The sequence below is a fragment of the Sphingobacterium deserti genome (assembly GCF_000757725.1).
Lineage (GTDB): Bacteria > Bacteroidota > Bacteroidia > Sphingobacteriales > Sphingobacteriaceae > Sphingobacterium > Sphingobacterium deserti.
The window spans coordinates 1-23,105 of the sequence record NZ_JJMU01000042.1; the positions used below are offsets into that span (position 1 = coordinate 1).

The window sequence follows — 23,105 nt, forward strand, 5'->3', positions numbered from 1 at the left end:
GGTGTTCCGCTGTGGGTTGGGTTGTGGGGGAGATCGCCTCGATGAAACAAAGATTTTTTGCTTCTTTTTTAGAGAAAAAGAAGGCCCCGTCCCGGCAAGGGACAAGCGATCTGCCACATGCCGCGGCAAGTTCAGATTGATGTTTATAAAACAGTTTGTCCCTCGCTCAAACCCTTCCGCCGCATGCCGCGGCAGGGCAAATACTTTTGTAGGGCAAAAGTATTCAAAACCCCGTCGCTTGAAACCTTTGCAGGGGAGGTTTGTGCAATGGCAAATGTCTACATATTGCAAAGCTTTCGATGCGACATTTCGTTTAATAATGGTCAGAAGCAATAAAGTAGTGGATATTTTAATTTCTCGCACTACGCTATACGCATTACGCAATACCCCTTCAAATGCGACATATAGTTTGATTAGGGATAGTGTATTTGAAAGTAAAAATTCAAAAGTAGAAAGTGGAAAAATGTGCACAACTTCAACTCTACATACTAACCACTACATCTATGCTCACCACGCATTCCGGCATACTAGCTCCCATTTTCAAACTATTGACCGAAATATTACAAAAGTCAAAAGTTTAGTTTAAGGAAGGTGTCTATCTTTGCCCATTATGTTTCGACCTACAAAATTATCGCCGCTTGAAATCCTTTTACTGGTTTTCACATCTACTATCGTTGTAACAGGAATTGTTATTTCACAGATAAATGTGCAGTGGTTTGAGGAGGTGTATGCGGTAGAAGATGGTTTTGTAGAAAACTGGACATTGGTTCCGCTTTTGTTTGCGACGATCTACGCGTTATACCAGGTCGGTTCTCACGGCCGATATAAAACCTGGCATTTTAATGTGCTTATGTTGCTGGTCGCACTTTTTTCTTTTTTTGTAGCTGGAGAAGAAATTAGCTGGGGACAGCGTGTTTTTGATGTGCAGAGCTCTGAATTTTTCAAACAGCATAATTCGCAGGCGGAGACGAATTTGCACAACATGATGGTGGGGGACAAAAAAATAAACAAAATTGTCTTCTCGCAATTACTGACAGGAGGAATTGCTTTTTACCTATTGGTATTACCGTTACTCTATAGCAAAAAAACGGGTGTGAAGTCCTTCGTTGATAAAGTTGGACTTCCTATCGCGCAATTGTATCAAATCGCAGCGTGTTTACTGCTGTTTGGATCGATCCTTTTTATACCTTCAGGAAAAAATGCCGAGATCCTGGAAGCTGGGATAACGACCTTGTTTTTGCTCATTTTCCTTTTTCCTCAAAATGCTTGGGTTTTTGAAAAGGAGCAGCACCTTATAGCTGCTAAACAAAAAGCGGGGGCTGTATGAAGCAGTGCAGGCATCTCCTTATCCTCATGTTTAGCCTTCTGTATGCGCCAACGTTACTGGCGCAAGTTGGTCTAGGTATCAGACTTGGTGGCAATCTATCTAATGCAAATGGCGATGGCTTTCGATCCGCCAAAAAAATCGGTTTCCAAGCTGGTGCAGCTTTGCGTGTTGACATATCAAAACTATTTGCCGTACAGGCGGAGCCGTCGTTTAATATTGCGCGCATTCGCGCGAATGATCAGACGGCGATCTATCCTGAAGGGATACAAAAAGGGACCAAGTCGCTTCATTATTTTAACCTGCCTGTATTGCTCAAATTAAAAATTACCCCGGGCTTTGCTTTACTTGGCGGCGTTGAATTCAACAGCCTGATTAACGACGACAGGTATCGCTTGAATAATGGTGCCCCAGCTTTCAGAAGTGGTGTGCGCTTCGGTCACAGCGTAGGGCTGGAACTCAGTCGTTTTTATTTCCGCTATCGCGGAATGAAAAGGCCTTCTGATGTGCATGGAAATTGGCATGCCGATATCGAGCAATATCAACTAGGAATGAAATTTGATTTTTTCTAAAAATCTCACACTAAGATGGGTAGGCTATAATTAAAGGCTTCGACTTACAATTCGTCTTTCGGCAGTACAAAATGGTACAGTTTGTGCTTATCTCGTACGTCTGCTATACGCATAAATATGCCCTGTTTTCACGGATTTAGAAGTTTGAAGGTTATCGGTTCACTGGCTTTAATCGTACACATCTGTATGATGCATGCCTACGCGCAGCGCCCCGTTCATGAAATTGAGGTCACGAAGTTTGTCGTGGATACAAGCAAGCACCGCGACCTCATTGATATTGGTAAGCGTGTGTTTAAAATAAAGCCGCCCGCGGGAATCGATAGCAACGGACAGAAGATTTATTTTTCCATATTACCATTCTCCACTAACGTGCCTGGCGGAGGGCATGCGTTAATCACCTCCACGACCGCGGGATTCTACCTGGGTGATCGAAAAACAACATACATTTCCCGAGTTAATTTCACGCCCTACACCAACTTTGGTCTACGCTTTGGGATTCCGATTCGCTCGTACATCTGGCTAAAGGAAAATACATGGGTAATTGATGGAGACATCCGTTTACTCCGATATCCGCACGAAACTTGGGGTTTAGGAAGACAACATGCGCCATCCGAGAAAATTATGCTTGATTACACGTATCTGCGGTTTTACCAACATGCATTAAAGCGGATAAAGGGTGGCTTCTTTATGGGCTTAGGGTATGATTTAGACTATCGGATGCAGGTACAAAGCAAAGATGACGTATCGCTGAGAGAGTTTACAGGATATCCGCATGGTACTGAAGCTAATGATTCATACATCTCATCTGGTTTAAGCATCAATATGATTTATGATACGCGCGCTAATTCAATTAATGCATGGGATGGAAACTACGCAAACTTGCAATTTCGCGTCAACCCAAAATTTATGGGTAGTAGCACGGCTTGGCAATCTCTATTTATAGAGATGCGGCGATACCATCGACTGACTGATAATCCCGACCGACAGAATATGATTGCTGTTCGTAATTTCTTTTGGACTGTATTTGGATCGAAGGTACCTTACCTGGAGCTGCCTAACTTAGGATGGGATCCATACAATAGTTCGGGGCGGGGAATGCCGTTGAGTCGCTATCGCGGTAGATCGATGTATTACGTCGAGGGAGAATATCGGAGGGATATCACGCAAGATGGTTTTTTAGGTTTTGTTGTTTTTACTAATCTGACGTCGGTGAGCGGCCCCGAAAGTAAGTTTCTTTGGAATTGGAATGTCGGAGCTGGTGGTGGATTAAGGATTAAATTCAATAAAAACTCCGGCACAAACATCGCTATCGATTACGGCATAAGCAGGCATCACCGCGGTGTACACCTCTCTTTAGGGGAGGTATTTTAGTATGTATCGCAGGTTGTAACTAGCTACTCGATTACCTGGGTACCTGTTCAGAAAAGGCTACATACTTTCGAATATAGCCTTTCCATTTTCATAAGCAGTAAAACGTTGTATCTTTCCGCTATTTGGGAATAGATAAGTAATCGTAGATTTTTTCAAGAAGTTCACTAACATTCACCGCATTTTTGTCTGATACCGCAACAACACCCGCCCGCAGCATATTTTTAATGTCTTTAGGCTCCGTGCTTGTCGAATAGCCAAATAGCAGTATTTCTGGATATTGTTTCCGGATTGCGTAGGCTGTATCAATGCCGTTCATAGGCTGCATGTATAGGTCCAAAATGCAAACGGCCGGGAGCTTTTCTGCAGTTCGCAGTTTTTCCAGTAACATCTCACCATGGTCGGCCTCTAAAATCAAATGAAAGCGTTGATCCTTGGCTATCAGTGTTTTTAAAAGTAACTGGGTGATAGTAGAATCATCGGCAAATGCTATACATATCTTATCGTTGCTATTATCTTCTAATGTCATTCTAGACCTCACATATTAAATTCATTCTCCATAATAAACTTCAGCGCAACATGATTTGCACAGACAATATCTGCCAAGCTCGGCAAATTTATCGTATTTTCATAGTAGGGATTCAGCGAGTGAACCAGTTCAAAAATAGGTGCAAACATGGTCAAAAACAAGCACCATTTGGTGCATTTTTGCTATAATTTGTGCATTGCTCTGTTAAATGTGTTTCTGTGGATACCCAAATAGGACGCGATGTATGCAGATGGAAACAGTTTGAATATTTCTGGCGACTGTCTTTTCAGTATAGCGATTTTCTCTGGTGCACTGCCCGCGCGCAGCAATTTGTTTTGGAAAAGTGCTTGCAAAAATTGAGGTTGCATAATGAGCATTTCTAATTGATAAAAACGAGGAAACTGTTGATAGAGTTGCTTGACCTCCGCTATATCCAATACTATGATTGTGCTGTCTTGATAAAATTTGTAAAATACCTGCGATGGTTCAGCTTGAATGTAAGCCTCATAATTAAATACTATATCATGTGATGAGGAGGGGTAAAATACGTTGTGAATCTGCTCTTCGCCATTGCTATCTATGGTGTAGGCATACATTAAACCCTTTACTAGCAAGCCTATTCGCGTACTGTGCTCGCCTTTTTTTAAAAAAAGGCTGTTTTTTTTATACTGTTGCAGACGAAGAATTTTCCGTGTTTCCTGTATTTCCTCTTCAGTCAGGTTAAAATGTGCGAACTTATTGAGAATATGGTTTATAAACATAACTCTATCAGCATATTTTTAGGAATCAACTCATTAAAATATACCAAGCTAAAAGTGAAATTTCGCCCATTATTTATGGTGTGTACGTTATTTTTCATAGACATGTGTGGTTTAGGGATCATAAAGTTACAAAAAAGCGTAACTCCGTCAATTTTTTCAGACCTAAATGTTTTACATGTTTATCAATCAAAATCTCTTGGGGTCGTTGGCAGTTGCGCTGTAAGTCAGTCCTATTTCCTATGGAAAAGAATGCTAAGTCTGGAAATTGATCGACCGCGGGTAATTAAGATTGGAAATGCTTGGCGAGGAAAAGGCGGCAACGGCACATGAATGGGCGATGGACATGGATCCAATTAAGCAACAGGACGCTAGCAGGAGAGCTGCGTCCTGTTGCAGCGCTGTAGTTTTATCTGCAGGTATACCCTTTTCGGGTGTTATGTTTGCTGAAAGGACAATGAAAAGAATGCATAGCGGGCCATTCGTCTGTATTATCGCTTGTAGACAATATTGCTAAGATCAATAGAGATCGTTTACCAAACTGTTTATGTATACCTCGATGTTATCATAGACGCGGCTCAGGTTTTTCCCATTGGCGTCGGGAGCGTGCGGATTTAAACCATTAGCGAGCTCCCAAGCGTCAGGCATACCATCACCATCGGTGTCTGTCAGAACAGGTAGTTGCGCAAGTTCGGGCCATCCGCCTACATCCGTTTGTGAATCGATAATGCCGGGAAGCTGTGTTTTAGAACCTTTAAAAGTGGCTGTTCCACGTTTCACATCATTTATTATACGAAGGTCTACAGCATCCCGTTTGTAGCTTGCGCCGGCCTTGGCAAGTACGGCCTTAAATGCTTCCTCTGCGCTATGTTGCGTTCGCAGCTTTTCTGATGGAAATGCTTCTTTTTTTTGAACAAGATTTTGATCCAGCGTGGTATCATAATCAATTCCTCCCGACCAGTTATTCTGCGTCACCGCGGCGTTCCCAACGACGTAGTTTCCATGGATGTAGAAAGTTCCGTAGCCCGGCGTATGAATTGCGCTTTTATCTTTGTAAACCTGTATGATTCGCCTGTTATTACTTTTCGGGGTGGCAGGGCCTGGTTTATAGTAATTGTTTACCATGTTGTACTCTCCGTTTTCTCCGCCGTACACGCTGTTGCCATGCCAATTATACATTACGTTGTTTCTAAAGTCTACCTTATCGATGCCTACAGGGCTCAATCCCCCCGTCCCGGGGCGGTTTCCGCCATCAAATCGTGGGTTTCTACTGTTGTTGTGTGCTAATAAATTATGGTGAAAAGTTGCTTGATGACCGCCCCATATCGCTCCATAACCATGGTCATTTTTATCATGAAAAGATTGGTTTAGGCTTTCCGCGATAATGCACCACTGCATGGTGAAATTTTTATTGGCGTAGAAAGACGCACATTCATCAATAGACCAGCTCATGGAGCAATGGTCAATCATCATGTTTTGTTGATGTCTACCTGAAAGGGCGTCAGTCTGCTGCTTGGTAAGATCGCCTAGCCTGAAACGCATAAACCGGATGATTACGTTGTCCGCATCAACTGTTATATCGTAGTTCTTAATACAGATGCCATCGCCGGGAGCCGTCTGGCCGGCGATGGTCAGGTCGCCATTCTTTATCTGTATTCGACGCTTAAGGTCGATAGTTCCGGATACCTCAAAAACTATGATGCGCGGCCCCTTTTGCATCAGGGCATGTCGGAAGCTTCCGGCACCATCGTCTTCGAGGTTAGTCACTTTGATAACCTTTCCCCCGCGACCGCCTGTCGTCAATTTTCCATAACCTTCCGCACCGGGAAAGGCTAGCTTTTCTGTTGCGGTATCTTGCGGAGTAATTGATGAAGGCTTTGTTTGTTTTGCACAGCTGAGGCCACTATGCGATAGGCAAAGTATGGCTGCGCATAGACCGAATATTTTAATTGCGCTGTGTTTGTAAACTTCCGCTGTTTTAATATCATGATTTTTGGTGCTTATCAGGAGCGGGGATTGTATTATATTAGGCAAAATCGTTTTCTTCATATCTTAAGTTATTTGAAATAGCCGCATACATTTCATACATGTACACGGCTTGTGACATACGTTATCGCCATCTGGAAGCGCCTATTCCATTGAGTTTCAAATCTAAATTGTTTACCGTAAAATTGCCTGAAGCCGGGTCGGCAAATTGCGGATCTAGATTTGTCCCAGCCGACTCCGTTACCGGCATTGTACCGTTTATATTCGGCGTGTTGAAATAGTTGTTACGACTAAACTCTTTAATCTGTAGGTTGGCATTATTGGTGTAGATGCTTTGACTATTGGCGATAATATTCTTCGTAAAAGAAACCTCATGATTGGTCAGTCGTATATACAGTATACGCTTGCTGCCATTCGCAATGTTGTAGAACGTATTGTTTGCAATGGTGATTAGGCTTTTTACCCCTGGAAACTCTGTTGAACCACCGGCATCCATTCGGAATACATCCCGTGCCAATGCACTATTATAAACGGTATTGTCTTCGAATACAAAAACGTCTGAAAGTCCTGTGCGATAGTCTATCAGATCGCCGCCATTGCACTCGATCTGGTGAATAAGATTGTTTTTAAATATCGTCGAACGTATTCGTGTCTTTTTATTAACATGGTATAATCCTTTAACGTAATTTTTCACTTCACATCCTTCCATCAGAAATGCTTCATATTTGGTATCATCGTTGTAAACTATGGTTTGGTTTCCACTACCGCCAGTTCCATCAAGCACGAGGTCTTTTAATTCAAAGCCGATACCTTTGCTTAATTTGAATGCCGCACCTCGTAAGATAGGTTTATCTGCAGTTCGAAAACCTTGGATAGTAATGTTCTTATCCACTGTCAAATCGCTATTGATAACATAGGTACCCGGTTCTAGGGCCAATAGATCCCCATCTTTAGCTGCGGCGATGACGTCCGCCAAATTTTGACCAGGATCCACCATGGTGACGTTGTCACCCAATAGCGTAGTAAAGGTCATTGTCCCTCGCGTGCGGTTGCCGTTTACCAGCCGCGCGGTATACGTCACATTGCTTTGGAGACCTCCTATCATGGCTTCACCTGCTCTCACTTCTTCGGCAGTGACAGGCCTTTCAATATTTCCCGGACTGATAACAATACTTGTCGCCATCACGGTAGCGGGCCAATTTAATACCACAGATGACGAGGTTAGCTTATCCGGGTCTATCGCCTGCAGAATCTGCTCGGTATCCGTTGTAAAGGTTGCTGTACTAAATTTTGACGGCGCATTGCTGCCGATAGCTTGGATGCGAACTGTGTAAGCCGTTTCCCCGTTCAGGCCAGGTACGATAAGCGGTAGTTGGGCATATTGCACATCATCAATCCGCATAGCGGCTTCACCAGTGAACGTTGGATTGTCAAATATTTCCACCACATAGCTGTCGGCGTTATGCATCTTATTCCATTGTAATCGTACCGAAGTGCGGTTCACTACCTGTGCGAGCACACCGGTAGGGGATAGGGCACGGTCGAGGTTTAATTCGGCTACTTCTTGTGTCATGTCTTTAGAACAAGACGTTATTGAACCGTAAGCTACGGCGAGTGGGATTAACCAGCATATACTTTTCTTTATCATCATGCTCATATTATAGGTTCAAGAATCGGTTATTAAGCTTCCCTTCCGAAGCGTCCAGGAATACCTGCCATATCGGCCAGTAAGACTGCGCACTTGCGGTTTTACCAGGATACACCAGGGCGTTCCAATAGGTGGTCTGATCGTTGTTAGCAACCATTGTCCAGGCTTTATTAGCTGTATACCCTAAAGATGCGCCTTGTGCATCGGTGTCGCCGAAATTTAATCCATAGATATCAAGTGTTTCGCCATCGGCCGCCGTCCTGTAGTATATTCTGGAAGGAAGATTGGCGTAAATGCCCGTTCTTTTTTCCAATTGTTCGAGTTTGGTTTTGGCCTCCGCTAACTTTACGTCTAGCAGGTTCCAGCGGATAAGATCTTGCTTGCGCAACATCTCGCCAACAAACTCAAGTGCTCGCTGGTCAACGATAGTGGTAAAAAAAGCGTCCTTAGACGGCGTAGCTGCACTGATAAGCGTAGCGACTTTAGCAGGGTTGTTCGGGAAGGCCCTATCCAGAATCATTTTAAGGTAGGGTGCCGCCGCTGTTGGACCATCCAGTTCGTTTATAGTTTCTGCCGCCATAAGGACCACATCGGCATAGCGCATATACATCCAGTTTAAGCCATCGTCATTGGTTGATGTTACACGACGGCTCATCCACTCGTAGCGGTATTTTCCAAAGTATAGTCTGCCCAAGGATGACGGTATCTGAAATCCGCCGGCATCAGGAGCATCTGCCGATGCGCGATCCCATTCATAGGGCACTACCGATACAAAGCGTCGTGCATCATCCGTATCAAATGCATACAGCATAAGTGGGTTGGGCCCGATGGTGCCACCTCGGTTTTGTCCGGTATACTTATTTGTTTTCGTATGGCGAACACCAAGATCAAATATCACACGACCGCGACCTTCTGCGAAGGGTATCTCCCACATAGACTCTCCTCCGGCAGCAAGATTTTCTTGGTTGAAACGCCGGAAAGTTTCTTCGAAACCGAGCAGGCGTAACGTGTTGCTATTGATAATATCCAGACATTCTTGCTTAGCGAGTGTATACATCTTCTCCCGAGAGAGATCTGGATCGTTACTTAGGCTGATGTTGCCATCTTGCCGTAATGCGTAACCGCCTGCAGCCAGCGCTAGTCGTGCACGAAGGCCTTTTGCAAATGCTTTACTTACCCGCTCTACTGAGTTTGTGGCAGCACTTTGGTTAGGCCAGGGAAGTAGTTCGGCTGCTTCGGCAAGATCAGCCAATAACTGCTTGTAAATGACGTTGCGGTCACTGCGTTCCATAGTTAATGTAGCGCTTGTTATCGGTTCGAATCGTGCGGGCACATCGCCCCATCCTTTGATGAGGTCACTGTAAAGTACTGCTCTAAGGGTTAATATTTCACCTAATATTTGCGCCATTTCTGGTGAATTTTCAATGTTTCCATATTTACGGAGCGACACAATGGCGAAATTAGCACGTTCAATACCTTCGAAAAATTTAGCGTAGGCATTGTTTTCTGTATTCATCTGCCCATTATTAAGGGTACTGTTGTAGTTGCTTAGTCGGCTTTTGTCATCGTCTATGGATTTCAACGAGCTGTTTACCTCGACGTCGGTATTCGTGCCATAAAAAACGAGGTAACGTCCCCTGTAGGAGTTTGTCTCACCAAAAGATTGCAATATGCCCGGGATGGCACCTGCTGCTAGCGTAGGGTCGGAAAAGATTACCTCGGCCTCCATGGAAGACTTGGCCGGTGCTTCTAGAAAATCATTGCAACTACTGGCAAGCAGTATACTGGCGAGCAATAGGGTTGTATGTAGTAAATTTTTCATCTCTTTCATGTTCTCTTTAGAAATTAACATTTAAACCAAAAACGAATGATTTGCTTTTCGGGTAGGCTGAATAGTCGACGCCCGGTGTAAGCGGTGTTTGTCGGCGGGTAGATACCTCCGGATCGAATCCTGTATAGTTTGTAAACAAGAGCAAGTTATAACCCGATGCATACACGCGCAAGCTTCTCATTCTTAACTTTTGCGTGATTGCGGTAGGCAAGGTATAGCCCAAGGTTACGGTTGCCAGTCGGAGGAATGATGCATCTTCAACAGCCCAATCGTTAAAGACAAACTGACGCGTGTAAGGTGACCACATACTGGTGTTGCTATTCATAGCTTCCAGTTCAGCGGGGTCATTGCTAATCGTTCCGTCCGGACGAAGATTCGTCCAGCGTTGACCATCGGCCATGGTGGAAATCATATTGCGGGAAAAGTATTGGCTTGTTTGTGTGTATTCCAGCTTGTTTGCATTGTACACATCATTACCATAACTCCAGTTAAAATAGGTCGCCACGTCAAAGTTGTAGATGCGTGAGGTGATGGAAAAACCGCCGGTATGTAGCGGGTTTGCATCGCCAATAAATGTTCTGTCAGATACGCTCAGCTTAAGGTCGCCATCTAAGTCTTTCAATTTCATAGAGCCCGGGCGCACGTTGCCCACTACATCGGAAGCATCGGCGATGCCTTCTTTTAATAACCATCGGTTTGTGGCAGCGTTAAAGCCTTCGAAGTCTGATACTTCGTAGCGGCCATCGTTTACATAACCATACATACGGCCTAGCGGATGGTTTGCTTCAACAATGTAGTCGGCATTGATCGCTGTAGATGCCCAGCCCGAAGCCGATGGGATATTGGCGAGCGAGCCGATGTCTAATACTTTGTTACGGTTGAAGCTGATGTTACCCGCGAAGCTCAGGTCAAAATTTTCCTTATTTACTACGTTCCAGTTTAGCGAGAACTCTAGCCCTTTGTTTTGTGTGCTGCCTATATTTCTATACTGGATGTCGTAGCCTGATCCTGCCACGTTGTAAGCCAGTAAGAGGTCTTTGGTTTTGTTTATATAGCCGTCAATAGTACCATTTAATTTACCGCCCAGCAACGTGAAATCCAAACCTAGGTTTCGCGTGATGGTGGTTTCCCATTTTAGGTCAGGGTTGGCCATGGTCTTGGAAGGCGCCCAATAGTTGGTGCTGCCGTTGACCCAGGCTGTGGGTGAATTGTTGAGCAGCTGCACGAGAAGTCCGTTTGGAATTCTGTTATTTCCGGTTTCTCCATAACTGGCGCGGAGCTTAAGATCAGTAAGCCATGATTTTGTATCTTCCATAAAATTTTCTTCAGATACACGCCATGCTCCAGATACGGAAGGAAAATAGCCCCAACGATTATTGCCTGCAGCAAACTTCGAAGAGCCATCAGCCCGAAATGCGACACTCAGTAAATAACGCTCTTTATAATCGTAGTTTGCACGACCAAAGAAAGAAAGCAGTTTATCATCAGGTTCGAAGAAATTATTGATCGAAAATGGTGTCGCTAGTGTGGTCGTCATCCGTGCGCGTTCGAAATCGAACGTTTCCGGAAAACCGTGTAGGGTGTTTTCCAATATATTGTTTGTCGTGATGATAAATTCCTGACCGACCATCGCATTCAATTTGTGGTCAGCGCCGATAACATCTCGGAAATCATAGCTTAACGTGTTTGAATTACGGATGCTGTTTCTATTGGTGTTTGTTTGAATAAGGGCAGGCTTGTTTTGGTTACCGCTTGTTGGCGCATTTCGCACGTAGTAGGTGGTATTTCCATAGAAGCGATCTTGGTCATTCCGGAAACCTTCATAGCCAAAATCAGAGCGCAGGCTCAAATTGTCAATAATTTTATAGGTCGCTGCTCCGTTCAAGTTGTACGTTTTGCGTTGAAAGTATTGGTCGTTGTCCGAAACGGCGACAATAGGGCTGTATAGGTTAAAATCATCATCCGTTTCCGTGGTCGTGGTTAAGCCCGGAACTGCGAATGGCGGATAAAGCATGGCGTATTTCAACCGAGAGTCTGCCGACGATTTCTCATTCTGTTCGTTCATCCCGCCTCCATTGACGCGTGTATCTGAATAACGAAAGCCTAAATCCAACGTCAGCTTATCGTAAAGCTTGTGGTTTAGCTTTAAGTTGATGTTGTGGCGCTTGAAATCAGAATCCAGCATAATTGCTTTATCATCGATAAAGCTATGGCTCACCGCATACTTCGTTTTTTCACTGCCGCCGTTGATGTTTAAGTTTTGATTGTAGGTGTTCCCCGTGCGGCCAAATATAATATCCTGCCAGTCATTTGCTTGCACATTGCCATACAAATCCATGTCTTGGTAATTGCCAAAGTATTGGGTGTAATTTTCGGGTCTATTGGCGAGTAGCGACTGTTCGTACTGCCATTTTACGTAGTCCATTGGCGATAAGACATCCAGCTTATTCGCGATGTTTTTAATCGAATTGAAGGCATTAAAGCTGATGTTTGTTTTCCCCGTCTTTCCACTTTTTGTGGTAACGAGGATGACACCATTTGCCCCGCGGGCGCCATATATAGCGGTTGACGATGCATCTTTTAGGATATCTATTGTTTCTATATCTTGCGGTGCAACATCAGCAATAGAACTTACCGGAAAGCCATCTACGATATACAACGGCGCATTATCCTGCGTAATGGAACCGCCACCTCGAACGCGAACTGTTAGCTCCGCATCTGGCGAGCCCTCTGTCGCCGTAATGTTCAGCCCCGGAACGCGGCCTTGTATCGCTTCCAATGCGGATGATACCGGTGCGGCGGCAATGGTTTTGGCATCTACCGATGACACGGCGCCGGTGAGGTCTTTCCGTTTGACCGTACCATATCCGATAACCACGACTTCGTCCAATTGAGAGTTGAGATCTGTCAATGTAATATTGACGATGTTACGTTCCAGTACTTGTTGCTCTTGCGGGTCATAGCCTACAGATGTAAAGACAAGCATATCATTTTTGGACCCAACAACGATGCTGTAGTTCCCATTTTCATCAGTCTTTGTCTGTTTCTCAGACCCTTTGATTTTGACGGTGACGTCGTTTACAGGTCGATTTTGGCTATCCACAACTTTCCCCGTGACTGTTCGTTGCTGTGCAAAAGCAAATTGGAAGCACATAAGCACAAGAAGTAAAGCTTTAATTTCCTTCATAAGTGAAATATTAGATTTGATAATGGTTATAGCTTCAACATATAGATCGCAAGATTCAATACCTATCTTTCAGGCCGCCTTACGTTTCTGTATCTTGAAAATTTGTTAATTACTAGATTTATATGTTCTGGTTACGACAATATTTACGGGGCGTATTCGAAGTAGCTCCTCCATATCGTCTGTACAATTATAAGATAAAGGAATGGTCGAATCCTAGTATTTCGGAGGAAAAAACTACGCAATCGTTGCCGGAAACGATTCCGTCAGGCATGGTGTTTCGGGTTGTAAATGGCTTATTTTGAGCAATTAGAGTTTTGTTTTAATCGTTATGATCTGATTGTCAGTTGTATACAGGATAGTACAGGACAGTTGCCGGTTGATAAAATTAAAATACCTATAGGTTTGATGGAAAGTGCGCGGATTGTAACATACCGAGGACGTAAATTTTTTAACAACAACTTGTTTAGTGGTCGCAAATGCATTTAAGCAACAGCCCACTGGGCATTGCGTTTCGTCGCGAAAACTACTCGTTTTTAAATATCTGTAGACTTGCGGTAGAATGTCTGTGAAGGTAGCAAGAAGCTTTGGTAGTCCATATCGTTGCGTTTGCCCACTTTCGCTATCAATTCCATCAGCAGTTCTACTGCTAGATTGGCCATTTTTTGTGTCGGCTGTTTTATTGTGGAAAGGGCAGGTTGTAGATAATCTGCTAGGTTTGTATTGGTGAATCCTATAACGGCAACATCTTCCGGTATGTGAAGTTTTAAATCGGCTAAGATTCCGAGTATTTTGATCGATAGCGTGTCAGTTCCGCCGACAATGGCGTCAGGAAGTAAGTTTCTGTCTTGCAGTGCTGATAACGTTGACCTTAGCTCTTCATCAATATCTTGATTTGGATCTTGATAATCGGCATAGATAATGTAGTCTTCTGTAAAAGGTATGCTGTTATTGTGCAATGCATTTTTGTAGCCCCGGATTCGGTCTTTGGTATTGCCTATATCCTTCCCACACAAGAAAGCGATTTTTTTCCTGCCTTTGTTTATGAGTTCTTCGGTTGCTTTATAAGTTTCCATACTGTTATGGATGCCGATCTTATGTGTTTTTAATCCATGTTGGATACGATCGAAAAGAATAACCGGGCAGGTATCATTGTGTATTTTTTCCAAGAACGTAGCATTGGAGTTTTCGTGCGCGGGTGAGATAATTATGCCTGCAACATTTTGCTGCGTAAGGAAATCCAAGGCTTCCTTTTCTAGTGTTTCCTGATTTTGTGTTTGAAAAGGGATTAAGGTGTAGTGCAGGGGCATAACGGCTCTGTACAGTTCTTCAATAAATTCCAAAAAAAACGGACTGGATAGAAAGGGGATGACCACGCCGATAAGATTCGTCTTGCCGGTTTTCAGATTTTTTGCAAAAGGGTTTGGCCGATAGTTATGCGCTTTAGCGTAGGCGAGCACCCGATCTTTCGTTGCTTGTTTTATTTCATGGCTGTCGTTCAACGCGCGCGATATGGTCGCGGGCGATAAGTTCAACGCTTTTGCTATCGATTTAATAGTGACCTCACTCATGGCTTCCCCGTTTATAAATCGATAAAAATATCGATTTTATTCCGATAATCCATAAGCCACTTGTCGTAAATGTGGCGAATGTCGCTCAGCTTAGTTAAACAGAAATGCTTTGGCGGCTCGATATTACCGCTAATGCGGACGTTTTATGTATTTCGCTTTGTCATCTACATAAGAATGACCGGATTGGTGCAATATTTGTTTAAACAGGTTCTATGAGAAGAATTATTGGAACATTATTGTTAGTTGTCCTTGTAGTTGCTTGCTTTTCCTGTGCAGCACCAGGACATCCACATAGACATCATCCGCGAGGACATGCTAAAAAAGTATATCGTGGGAAACCTGCGAAACGTCATGGTCCGGGACATCATAAGAAAAAGGGAGGTAAGAAGCACCGTTCAAATGGAAATCGTGATGTGCTTTTCCCTCGTAAGCGGTAACTAAAGATTAATAAATGTATATATCTTCGGAAACGAAGATAGACTTCCTAAACGAGCAATACACAATGATCTTCCGCAGGACAATTCGGTTTCCCGTTTATTTTTTTAAATTAGTTCTTTAAACACTAATCCTAAAGAATATGTTAAAAAAATATGTATGCTATGGTTTTATAGCATGTTTAGTGAGCGCCAGCCTTGCCGCGTGCAATAACGCTAAAGACACAAAAGAAGAGAAGCAAGAAGAAGAGGTTCACAATCCAGCTTCCCAAACTATTCCCGATGAAGCCAAAAGTCTTCTTGGTCGCTGGGATTTAACAGTAGACAAAGAGGGAAAGCAAGTGCCGTCTTGGATTGAGATTAAGCTATCGGGCTTTAACACGCTTGTAGGCTATTACGTTGGTGACAGCGGCAGCAGTAGACCCGTATCGCATATAACATTGGAGAATGGTAAGTTTTCTTTCACCGTTCCCCCACAGTGGGAAGGTGGCGAGGGCGACTTTACCATTCAAGGCGAACTTACTGGCGAAACGTTGAAGGGATCTGTCACGACAAACAAAGGAAATACATTTTCCTACACCGGAGTGAAAGCACCTTATCTCAATCGTACTGGTGAAGCCCAGTGGGGCGATGCTATTGAGCTTTTCAATGGAAAAGATTTGAAGGGCTGGAAAACATCATCTGATGATAACCAATGGATCGTGAAAGATGGCATTCTTATTAATCAAAAGGCAGGGGCTAATTTGATCACGGAACAAAAGTTCGAAGATTTTAAGCTTCTCGCCGAATTCCGCTATGCGGAAGGTGGTAACTCTGGGATCTACCTACGTGGTCGTTACGAAGTACAAATAGAAGATTCGCCGAAAGATCGCCATCCTGGTGCTTTGTACTTCGGAGGCGTTTATGGCTTTTTATCACCTAATGCTATGGTTGCAGCCGGGCCAGGCGAATGGAATACCTACGAAATCACACTTCGTGGTCGTTTAGTAACCATTGTCGCCAACGGCAAAACGATCATTTCTGAGCAGGAAATCCCGGGCATCACCGGCGGTGCGCTCGATAGTAAAGAAGGCGAGCCAGGACCGATTTATTTACAAGGTGATCATACGGGGATAGAATTTAGAAAAATTACGATTATCCCCGCGAAATAAAACGGAAAGGATGTTAACCCACTGCGATTAACATCCTTTTTTTTGGCTAAAATCAGATTCTCCGCTCGTGCGTTCTCCTACAGGTTGCTGGGTAAGATAATGCGTGAATTTTAGGTGGCGATTTTCAAACCCCGACAGGAGTACATAGCAATACATAATCAGTTTTAAAGCACTCGTGATGAAGATGAACAAGATGATATTATTTTGTGGTATGTTAGGATTATCTACCATGTTAAAAGCACAAGACTTTCATGATTCCCGACTCGAGGTCGTTGCGTCGTTTGGACAGTCGCAACCGATCGGCGTGAGTGTGTCCAGTAAAAATCGCGTTTTTGTATCCTTTCCGAATCGGGAACCTTACCTCTTTGGTCTTACAGAAATTGTAAATGGAAAGCGTGTTGCCTACCCAAATGTTGATTGGAATGCCAAAGAAGGTAAGCCGGATGATCATTTTATCAACGTCCAAGATATTTATGTGGATAGCAAAGATCAGTTGTGGGTTTTGGATTCCAAACCTGGATCGGGCAATTCCGTATTTGGGAAAGTCGCAGGCGATGCGGAAGAAGGACAGTTTAAATTGCTGCAGATAGATCTGGCTAGTAATAAAGTTGTCCGGCAGTATCATTTTGAAGATTTAGATAAGGGCAAATCCGGCTTGAATGATGTGCGCGTTGATCATGATAAAAATCTAGCCTATTTATCTGATCCGGGGCAAGCGGGAATAGTTGTACTAGACCTGTCGTCAGGCAACACGCGAGTTGTCTTATCTAGTACGAATAGCACAAAGGCCAAATCGGATATTGTATTGGCATACGAAGGACATGAAATGCGGGATAAAGATGGGAATCCATTTCGTTCAAATGTAAATGGAATCGCATTGACGAAAGATAACCGCTATTTCTATTTTAAACCGATCAATGATACCCATCTTTACCGGATAGAAACCCGCTACCTAGCCGATAAGTCACTTTCTGCTACTGAAACAGAAGCCAAGGTGGAAGATATGGGAGCGACTAGCATTACGCATGGCTTAGTGGCCGATGTAGATGGAAATATCTATTTAACCTCGTCGCTAGATTATAGCATCAAGCGATGGTCGCCAGATGGCAAAATTGAGACAGTTGTACAAGATAGCCGTTTGATTTGGCCAGATTCATTAGGAATAGGGAGCGATGGGTACCTTTACTTCTCTTGCGCACAAGTAAATCGCTTGCCGCAATGGAATGCAGGTATAGATAAAACGTCCTTTCCCTATGAAGTTTACCGAGTGAAAATAAAGTAATATCCTTAAGAACCCTCACGAGAGGCTATAACCCAATAACAACGACCACAACATCTTCGTTTTGATAGGAGGGATAGTAGCGCGCAATAGCTCCACTATCTTTGTAATGAGCAAGCTCTTCATATACGGCGCTTCGCAACGCTCCTTTGCCCTTCCCATGTATGAAGCGTATTTCCGCATACGCCCAATAAATTGCCGCGTCCAAACATTCCCGCAGCCTGTCCATGGATGCAGCCAGCAGTTCATCCGCATCATAATCCTCTAGATGCTTTAAAAAAGCATGTGCATGCAAGTCCACCTCTTTTGGTGGTCTGGGTAACGTTCTCGCCATTTTCAAAAATAATACTTATGTTTAGCATTCTAAAAATTAACATACATTGATGAAGAAAACTGTCGTCGTCTTATTAACCTTAGCCAGTACTATCGGCTTAGTCCGAGGCCAGCAAGATTCCATTATGCTGGATAAAATTTATAGTCAATCTTTTGAAGAGGGGAAAGCCTATGAAAACTTGCGGTATTTAACAAAGCAGATCGGAAACCGTATTGCAGGTTCAGAAAAGGCGGCGCAAGCCGTCACTTGGTCGAAATCGTTGATGAAATCCATGGCTTTTGATAAGGTCTATCTGCAGGATGTGGATGTGCCGTTTTGGGATCGCGGCCCTGCTGAGGAGGCATACCTCGTTGATTCGAAAGAAAAATTGCAGGTTTTGGCCTTGGGTGGTTCGGTGGCTACACCTAAATCGGGCTTGACGGCGGAAGTTGTAGAGGTGGAATTGTTAAGTGAACTTCGGCAGCGCGGCGATGAAGTGCGGGGCAAAATTGTTTTTGTGAACAAACCGTGGGACGAGTCCATCGTCGAGACGGGCGTTGCTTACGGATTGAATAGCAGCCAGCGCAGTCGTGGACCGGCAGAGGCGGCAAAGCTCGGCGCAGTGGCGTATCTTTTCCGGTCGCTGTCCTCCTCGGCGGTAGACGACTTTCCACACACCGGCGGAACGCGCTATGTCGCCGGTATAGACAGTATTCCGGCTATTGCAATATCTGCGGTCAGTGCGCAAAAGTTAGGTGCAGCATTGAAGGACGATCCTAAAACGAAGGTTTTTCTAAAAAACAGTGCCGCTTGGAAAGGGATCGTAAAAAGCCATAACGTTATTGCAGAATGGCGCGGTAGTGAAAAGCCAGATGAAATTATCACCATCGGTGGCCATATTGATTCCTGGGATGTGGGCGAAGGCGCACACGATAACGGCACCGGCACCATGGGAACGCTGGATGCCATACGCACATTGATGGCACTAGGCTACAAACCTAAGCATACGATACGTTTGGTTTTCTACATGAATGAAGAGAATGGCGTTCAGGGATCGTTGAAGTATGGCGAGCAGGCCAAGGCAAAACAGGAAAAGATCATAGCCGCTATAGAAAGTGATGCAGGAGGTTTCGCTCCGCGGGGATTTGATATAAAGGCATCGGCGGCATCGGTGTCTTGGATTCAACAACATTGGAAGCCACTATTTGAGCAGAAATTTTGGGTGTCTCGTTTCTTGCAGGGAAGCCCTGGTGTTGATTCTGGTGTTTGGGGCGAACATTTTCCGAATACCGTGATGTTTAATTTTCGGCCAGATCCACATCGTTACTTCGATATCCACCACACGGCGAAGGATGTTTTTGAAGCGGTAGATCGTCGGGAGTTGCAGTCTGGCGTAGCAGCGCTCGCCTCTTTGCTGTATTTGGTTGATCAGCAGTCGGATCAGATAGGCAAGTAAAAGAGAAGTCTAGTAGGTATACAGGGTGCGCGTGAAACCGCGAGGGAAGGAGGGGATGATCTGTATACGATTGTGAGTGGGAGAGCAAGCTTCTGCCAATCGCGGTCAGACGCAGTTTTCTATAATAATGGCCGAAACGGCGATTGACGGATATGCTCTAATTTGATTTGGAAAAGCGCAGCCATTTTATCGCCCCTGGACATCGCTTCACTTGCGACGGGCCCCTCGAACAACTGACCTACGGTTTCATGGAATAAGGTCAGCCAGCGATCAAAATGCATTTTTTGAATGGGAAGTTGCGCGTGTGGTGGAAAAGGTCGCCCGCCGTAACTATGTTCGTCCAAGAGGATGGTTTGCCAGAAACTATACATCTTTTCCAAATGAGCGTCCCAGCGATCTTGTATGGCCGTATTAAAAATAGGGCCTATAAGTTCGTCGTTTTGTACTTTCCCGTAAAACGTATTAACCAATAATTTGATATCGTCCAAGGTCTGAATGTCCGGCTTCTTCATGTTCTGTGCGTTTTATACAAAGATACATGCCCAGGACGGGAAAAAAATGATGTTAAACACAAAGGTTGCCTACATTCGTCAATGTAGTGCAACCTTTAACTATTTAATAATTGTATTTTTCTACGGATTTTATCTGGTTTTCCCCTTCGGTAAATACCAGAGTGGGCTGATACGTATCGGCCTCTTCCGGCGACAGATTGATGAATGAAAGGATATGCACCGTGTCGCCTACCTTGGCATGCAGCGCTGCACCGCCATTCATACATACTTCGCCACTTCCACGCTTGCCCGGCAAAACATAAGTCATGATGCGACTTCCGTTCACGGCATTATTAATGTAAACTTGTTCATATTTTTTGATACCCGCAGCGTCAAGCAAATCAGCATCAATGGTGATAGATCCATTGTATGCAACGTTTGCTTCGGTGACTTTTACGGTGTGAATTTTTGCTTTTAAAAGTGTTACTTCCATGTCTATTATGATATTGCTTGTATATTACTTTGTTGATCTACGTCTTTTTCCTCTCCCGAGATTGATCGGAAGATAAAAAGTTGTTCATTTTGAATGACACTGTGGTTTTCAAAACTAAAATGATAGGTAAAGGCATACGCACTATTTGGATCAAATTTCTGAACACATTTGGCGTTCACGATATATTCCAATTTGCCATCTGCTTTGTATTTTCGGATAATGAACGTGTACCTGTCGGTTTGTTCCAGTGCAAACCAAGCACCTTCACCAATACCGCCTAGCCATTGTCCATGTGTTGGAACCCCTTCGGGGCGTCCTTGGTATTGCACCATGCCCGCAACGGTATCCGAACCTAAAGATTTAGCGCCTTTCTTGCTGAAATTGTCTTTCAGCAAATTAAACTGAAAGCGCATAGATGCTCTTCGGTTCATGGGTAGAAGACTTGTTTTCCCGTCGATATGGCAAAAAACCTCCATGGCTTCAGCAGCATTCACCACATTGCTGGTCGGGCTTGCTTTAAAAGATTCAGGGTACAGGATTTTTCGTCTGCGGGCATCCTGGCTGGTCATAGAAGCTGTTAATATTTGAGCAACAAAGCGCGAGCAGCTGTTGTTATTTTTAGCAAATGCGCCATATAGAATCGGGCCTGTCTCCACGAGCCGTTCTGCATATTCCAAACCTTTTTCGAAGCTTACATTGCGGCATATCGAAAAAAGTGTACGACCGCCTCCATGTGTCGCTTCTTCGTTCGCTTCGAGTTCTGCAAGCACCTGGTCCAGGTTTTGAATCGTGCTATCGCGATCAAAGATGGCACGGGTATGGATAAGTAGTCGGGGGTCAAAACGAGCCGATCGCGAGCGTCCATATCCACGAGGAACAATATATCGGCCGAAATCAAAATATTCGATTTTGCCGCTTTTACGTTCGATGAGTAGGATGGCTGCATGGCCCACGCGAAAATTCAAATTTTTTACCACACCCATACGTTTGAGCACGGCCATCCATTTTTCATCGCCCCGAGCGGTTTTATCTGGCCAAGAAATAGGAATTGCAATATCGTCAAAAGTGTACATACGAAAGATTTTGATTAAGCGTGTGCCACACTTTTGGTGTTTTCACTGTATAATTTACTGATATAGCGACTTCCATGATCTGGAAAAAATAGTACCAGCGTGTCCGTCGGTTTCAGGTGCATATCCGCGGCATATTGGTGTAAACAGGCAAGGACAGCAGCGCTGGAGAAGCCACAAAGTATGCCAGTTTCGTTTCGATATGCTGTTGCTATCGCCTTGGTATCATCCTGCGATACTTGAAAGATGTGGTCGACAGGAGTAGGGTCAAACGAGCCGGGAACAAAATTTCGACCTATGCCTTCAATCGACTCAAACGGTGCAATCTGTGCTGGTATGCTGCGTTCTTTGAGGTAATGTTGCAAGATTGATCCCGTGGGTTCCACGCCCCATATTTTTATATTTTGCTGTTGTTCTTTTAGGTAACGACCGACACCCGATATTGTTCCTCCTGTTCCCACACCACATAAAAAGTGAGTGATGTGACCACCTGTCTGTTTCCAAATTTCCGGTCCGGTGGTTTTATAATGCGCTCGAATATTTTGGGTATTGTAGTATTGATTGGTGAAATACGCATTAGGCTGCATGGCTGCGTAAGATTGTGCCTTGAACTGTGTGGACTGGAAATCACCCAGCCCATTAGAGTTGTCGCAAATTTCAATCTCTGCTCCCGCTTCTTCCAATATAGAAATCTTCTCCTGCGAACAGCTGTTGGAGACAAAGATCTTGGAGCGGTAGCCATATTGCTTGGCTAGCATAGCAATGCCCAGGCCCGTGTTTCCACTGCTCGCTTCAACGAAGATACCACCGGGAGGGATGCAGTTTCGGTTAATAGCATCCTCAATCATATAATAAGCTGGTCTGTCTTTGGCAGACTTACCGGGATTATGAAACTCCTCTTTAATATAGATGTTACTGTGATAACGTGTTGAAAGATATTCGCATTTCCGAATAGGGGTACTTCCAATTAATGGTGCTGTCAAAATTTGTGTATTCTAGTCTTTCTCGTAGTTCCTAGCATGTTTTTTCATGCTTCCGTAAAATTATAACGTGCTTTTTTCTGATTTGTTTTATACCTAAAAAAAAGTTGTCACGAGTAGAGGGCTCGCGACAACTATATTGAGAAGAGATAATGTTCGTTATATTATTTAGATTAAATAAAAATAACATCACAAATATAGAAGATAATCTGTATAAACCATACAAGTAATGAAAAAAAATAAAAATAATTTTAAGGGTTGCTTCTTTTATGCAATCAGTCCTTGCTTTTTTTAACAGCATTTAGCTGGATAGCGTATTTAAAATGATACAAAACTGCATGCTCCAATGTATCATGCTAACGATTTGAACAGCGCCAACCACTTTTTAAAATATATTAGGCAGTTTATCAGCTGTTTACTTAAAATCTGATGTTGCATCTTGCAAAGTTGTTTTTAGCGCCGTATATTTGTGCCACACAAAACAAAGGTGATACCTTTTCGGGGTGTAGCGTAGCCCGGTATCGCGCCACATTTGGGATGTGGAGGTCGTAGGTTCGAATCCTGCCACCCCGACAGAAAAAGCTCGACGAAAGTCGGGCTTTTTCTGTTATTAGGGGTTGGCTGATGAGAACCGGGGTTCGATCCGCAGGAGCTTTAGGGCTGGGTC

At 44.0% G+C, this 23,105-nt stretch carries 20 protein-coding genes and 1 tRNA gene; 9 read left to right on the plus strand and 12 right to left on the minus strand.

Annotated features, from left to right (window positions below; translation table 11 throughout):
• The 4 genes from DI53_RS20570 to DI53_RS12070 form a co-directional block, all read left to right on the plus strand.
• Positions 1-586, plus strand: a 586-nt coding sequence (locus tag DI53_RS20570; protein ID WP_206538029.1) for a hypothetical protein, incomplete at its 5' end; no start/stop codon positions are given.
• Between the two features lie 24 nt (positions 587-610).
• Positions 611-1,327 carry a hypothetical protein gene (locus tag DI53_RS12060; protein ID WP_052072369.1) on the plus strand — a complete coding sequence of 239 codons (717 nt, stop codon included), beginning with the start codon at positions 611-613 and terminating at the stop codon, positions 1,325-1,327.
• A complete protein-coding gene (locus tag DI53_RS12065) occupies positions 1,324-1,896 on the plus strand; it encodes an outer membrane beta-barrel protein (protein ID WP_081939443.1) in 573 nt (190 codons plus the stop codon). Before DI53_RS12060 ends, DI53_RS12065 begins: the two co-directional genes overlap by 4 nt.
• Before the next feature lie 186 nt (positions 1,897-2,082).
• Entirely contained in the window at positions 2,083-3,267 is a 1,185-nt protein-coding gene (locus tag DI53_RS12070; protein WP_241462417.1) for a BamA/TamA family outer membrane protein, read from the plus strand.
• A 118-nt stretch (positions 3,268-3,385) separates the two neighbouring features.
• Here DI53_RS12070 and DI53_RS12075 read toward each other — a convergent pair whose 3' ends face one another.
• From DI53_RS12075 to DI53_RS12120, 7 genes are all read right to left on the minus strand, one after another.
• Positions 3,386-3,793, minus strand: a complete 408-nt coding sequence (locus DI53_RS12075; protein WP_037499729.1) for a response regulator — start codon at positions 3,791-3,793, stop codon at positions 3,386-3,388.
• Between the two features lie 182 nt (positions 3,794-3,975).
• The gene (locus DI53_RS12080) at positions 3,976-4,554 is read right to left on the minus strand and encodes a Crp/Fnr family transcriptional regulator (protein WP_037499731.1); all 579 of its coding nucleotides are present in this window, start codon (positions 4,552-4,554) and stop codon (positions 3,976-3,978) included.
• A 516-nt stretch (positions 4,555-5,070) separates the two neighbouring features.
• Entirely contained in the window at positions 5,071-6,600 is a 1,530-nt protein-coding gene (locus tag DI53_RS12090) for a pectate lyase (RefSeq protein ID WP_241462418.1), read from the minus strand.
• 61 nt (positions 6,601-6,661) lie between these two features.
• On the minus strand, positions 6,662-8,110 hold the full coding sequence (locus DI53_RS12095; protein ID WP_052072370.1) for a DUF4957 domain-containing protein: 1,449 nt from the start codon (positions 8,108-8,110) through the stop codon (positions 6,662-6,664).
• A gap of 85 nt (positions 8,111-8,195) precedes the next feature.
• Positions 8,196-10,007 (minus strand): RagB/SusD family nutrient uptake outer membrane protein, encoded by a 1,812-nt coding sequence (locus DI53_RS12100; RefSeq protein ID WP_037499766.1) that lies wholly within the window; start codon positions 10,005-10,007, stop codon positions 8,196-8,198.
• 16 nt (positions 10,008-10,023) lie between these two features.
• Positions 10,024-13,203 carry a SusC/RagA family TonB-linked outer membrane protein gene (locus DI53_RS12105; RefSeq protein ID WP_037499736.1) on the minus strand — a complete coding sequence of 1,060 codons (3,180 nt, stop codon included), beginning with the start codon at positions 13,201-13,203 and terminating at the stop codon, positions 10,024-10,026.
• Between the two features lie 533 nt (positions 13,204-13,736).
• Positions 13,737-14,771, minus strand: coding sequence for a LacI family DNA-binding transcriptional regulator (locus tag DI53_RS12120; protein ID WP_037499742.1), 1,035 nt, complete (start codon positions 14,769-14,771; stop codon positions 13,737-13,739).
• A 212-nt stretch (positions 14,772-14,983) separates the two neighbouring features.
• Between DI53_RS12120 and DI53_RS20175 the strand changes: the two genes are divergently transcribed.
• The 3 genes from DI53_RS20175 to DI53_RS12130 all read left to right on the plus strand — a co-directional run bounded on the left by DI53_RS20175 (position 14,984) and on the right by DI53_RS12130 (position 17,638).
• On the plus strand, positions 14,984-15,208 hold the full coding sequence (locus tag DI53_RS20175) for a hypothetical protein (RefSeq protein ID WP_131555260.1): 225 nt from the start codon (positions 14,984-14,986) through the stop codon (positions 15,206-15,208).
• Positions 15,209-15,348: 140 nt separating this feature from the next.
• Positions 15,349-16,356, plus strand: coding sequence for a 3-keto-disaccharide hydrolase (locus DI53_RS12125; protein ID WP_037499744.1), 1,008 nt, complete (start codon positions 15,349-15,351; stop codon positions 16,354-16,356).
• Positions 16,357-16,534: 178 nt separating this feature from the next.
• Complete coding sequence (locus DI53_RS12130; RefSeq protein ID WP_037499746.1) at positions 16,535-17,638, plus strand: L-dopachrome tautomerase-related protein; 1,104 nt, start codon at positions 16,535-16,537, stop codon at positions 17,636-17,638.
• A 25-nt stretch (positions 17,639-17,663) separates the two neighbouring features.
• Here the strand turns inward: DI53_RS12130 and DI53_RS12135 are convergent, their stop codons facing one another.
• A complete protein-coding gene (locus tag DI53_RS12135) occupies positions 17,664-17,969 on the minus strand; it encodes a Smr/MutS family protein (RefSeq protein ID WP_037499748.1) in 306 nt (101 codons plus the stop codon).
• 49 nt (positions 17,970-18,018) lie between these two features.
• On the opposite strand from DI53_RS12135, the gene DI53_RS12140 reads away from it, so the two are divergent.
• Positions 18,019-19,404: a M20/M25/M40 family metallo-hydrolase gene (locus DI53_RS12140; RefSeq protein ID WP_052072373.1), complete on the plus strand. Its 1,386-nt coding sequence runs from the start codon at positions 18,019-18,021 to the stop codon at positions 19,402-19,404.
• A gap of 119 nt (positions 19,405-19,523) precedes the next feature.
• Here the strand turns inward: DI53_RS12140 and DI53_RS12145 are convergent, their stop codons facing one another.
• From DI53_RS12145 to DI53_RS12160, 4 genes are all read right to left on the minus strand, one after another.
• Positions 19,524-19,916 (minus strand): group III truncated hemoglobin, encoded by a 393-nt coding sequence (locus DI53_RS12145; protein ID WP_037499751.1) that lies wholly within the window; start codon positions 19,914-19,916, stop codon positions 19,524-19,526.
• Positions 19,917-20,019: 103 nt separating this feature from the next.
• Positions 20,020-20,388: an aspartate 1-decarboxylase gene (gene panD, locus DI53_RS12150; protein ID WP_037499753.1), complete on the minus strand. Its 369-nt coding sequence runs from the start codon at positions 20,386-20,388 to the stop codon at positions 20,020-20,022.
• A gap of 5 nt (positions 20,389-20,393) precedes the next feature.
• Positions 20,394-21,461: a DUF6695 family protein gene (locus DI53_RS12155; RefSeq protein ID WP_052072374.1), complete on the minus strand. Its 1,068-nt coding sequence runs from the start codon at positions 21,459-21,461 to the stop codon at positions 20,394-20,396.
• A 14-nt stretch (positions 21,462-21,475) separates the two neighbouring features.
• Entirely contained in the window at positions 21,476-22,441 is a 966-nt protein-coding gene (locus DI53_RS12160; RefSeq protein ID WP_157836775.1) for a PLP-dependent cysteine synthase family protein, read from the minus strand.
• Between the two features lie 496 nt (positions 22,442-22,937).
• On the opposite strand from DI53_RS12160, the gene DI53_RS12170 reads away from it, so the two are divergent.
• Positions 22,938-23,011 (plus strand) — tRNA-Pro (locus DI53_RS12170).
• Positions 23,012-23,105: the final 94 nt, after the last annotated feature.

Coding starts and splice junctions, on each gene's coding strand:
- DI53_RS12130 (WP_037499746.1), top strand. CDS start 16,535: ATGAAGATGAACAAGATGATATTATTTTGTGGTATGTTAGGATTATCT.
- DI53_RS12140 (WP_052072373.1), top strand. CDS start 18,019: ATGAAGAAAACTGTCGTCGTCTTATTAACCTTAGCCAGTACTATCGGC.
- DI53_RS12075 (WP_037499729.1), bottom strand. CDS start 3,793: ATGACATTAGAAGATAATAGCAACGATAAGATATGTATAGCATTTGCC.
- DI53_RS12125 (WP_037499744.1), top strand. CDS start 15,349: ATGTTAAAAAAATATGTATGCTATGGTTTTATAGCATGTTTAGTGAGC.
- DI53_RS12105 (WP_037499736.1), bottom strand. CDS start 13,203: ATGAAGGAAATTAAAGCTTTACTTCTTGTGCTTATGTGCTTCCAATTT.
- DI53_RS12080 (WP_037499731.1), bottom strand. CDS start 4,554: ATGTTTATAAACCATATTCTCAATAAGTTCGCACATTTTAACCTGACT.
- DI53_RS12090 (WP_241462418.1), bottom strand. CDS start 6,600: ATGAAGAAAACGATTTTGCCTAATATAATACAATCCCCGCTCCTGATA.
- DI53_RS12120 (WP_037499742.1), bottom strand. CDS start 14,771: ATGAGTGAGGTCACTATTAAATCGATAGCAAAAGCGTTGAACTTATCG.
- DI53_RS12155 (WP_052072374.1), bottom strand. CDS start 21,461: ATGTACACTTTTGACGATATTGCAATTCCTATTTCTTGGCCAGATAAA.
- DI53_RS12060 (WP_052072369.1), top strand. CDS start 611: ATGTTTCGACCTACAAAATTATCGCCGCTTGAAATCCTTTTACTGGTT.
- DI53_RS12145 (WP_037499751.1), bottom strand. CDS start 19,916: ATGAAGAAGCCGGACATTCAGACCTTGGACGATATCAAATTATTGGTT.
- DI53_RS20175 (WP_131555260.1), top strand. CDS start 14,984: ATGAGAAGAATTATTGGAACATTATTGTTAGTTGTCCTTGTAGTTGCT.
- panD (WP_037499753.1), bottom strand. CDS start 20,388: ATGGAAGTAACACTTTTAAAAGCAAAAATTCACACCGTAAAAGTCACC.
- DI53_RS12065 (WP_081939443.1), top strand. CDS start 1,324: ATGAAGCAGTGCAGGCATCTCCTTATCCTCATGTTTAGCCTTCTGTAT.
- DI53_RS12070 (WP_241462417.1), top strand. CDS start 2,083: ATGATGCATGCCTACGCGCAGCGCCCCGTTCATGAAATTGAGGTCACG.
- DI53_RS12135 (WP_037499748.1), bottom strand. CDS start 17,969: ATGGCGAGAACGTTACCCAGACCACCAAAAGAGGTGGACTTGCATGCA.
- DI53_RS12095 (WP_052072370.1), bottom strand. CDS start 8,110: ATGACACAAGAAGTAGCCGAATTAAACCTCGACCGTGCCCTATCCCCT.
- DI53_RS12100 (WP_037499766.1), bottom strand. CDS start 10,007: ATGAAAAATTTACTACATACAACCCTATTGCTCGCCAGTATACTGCTT.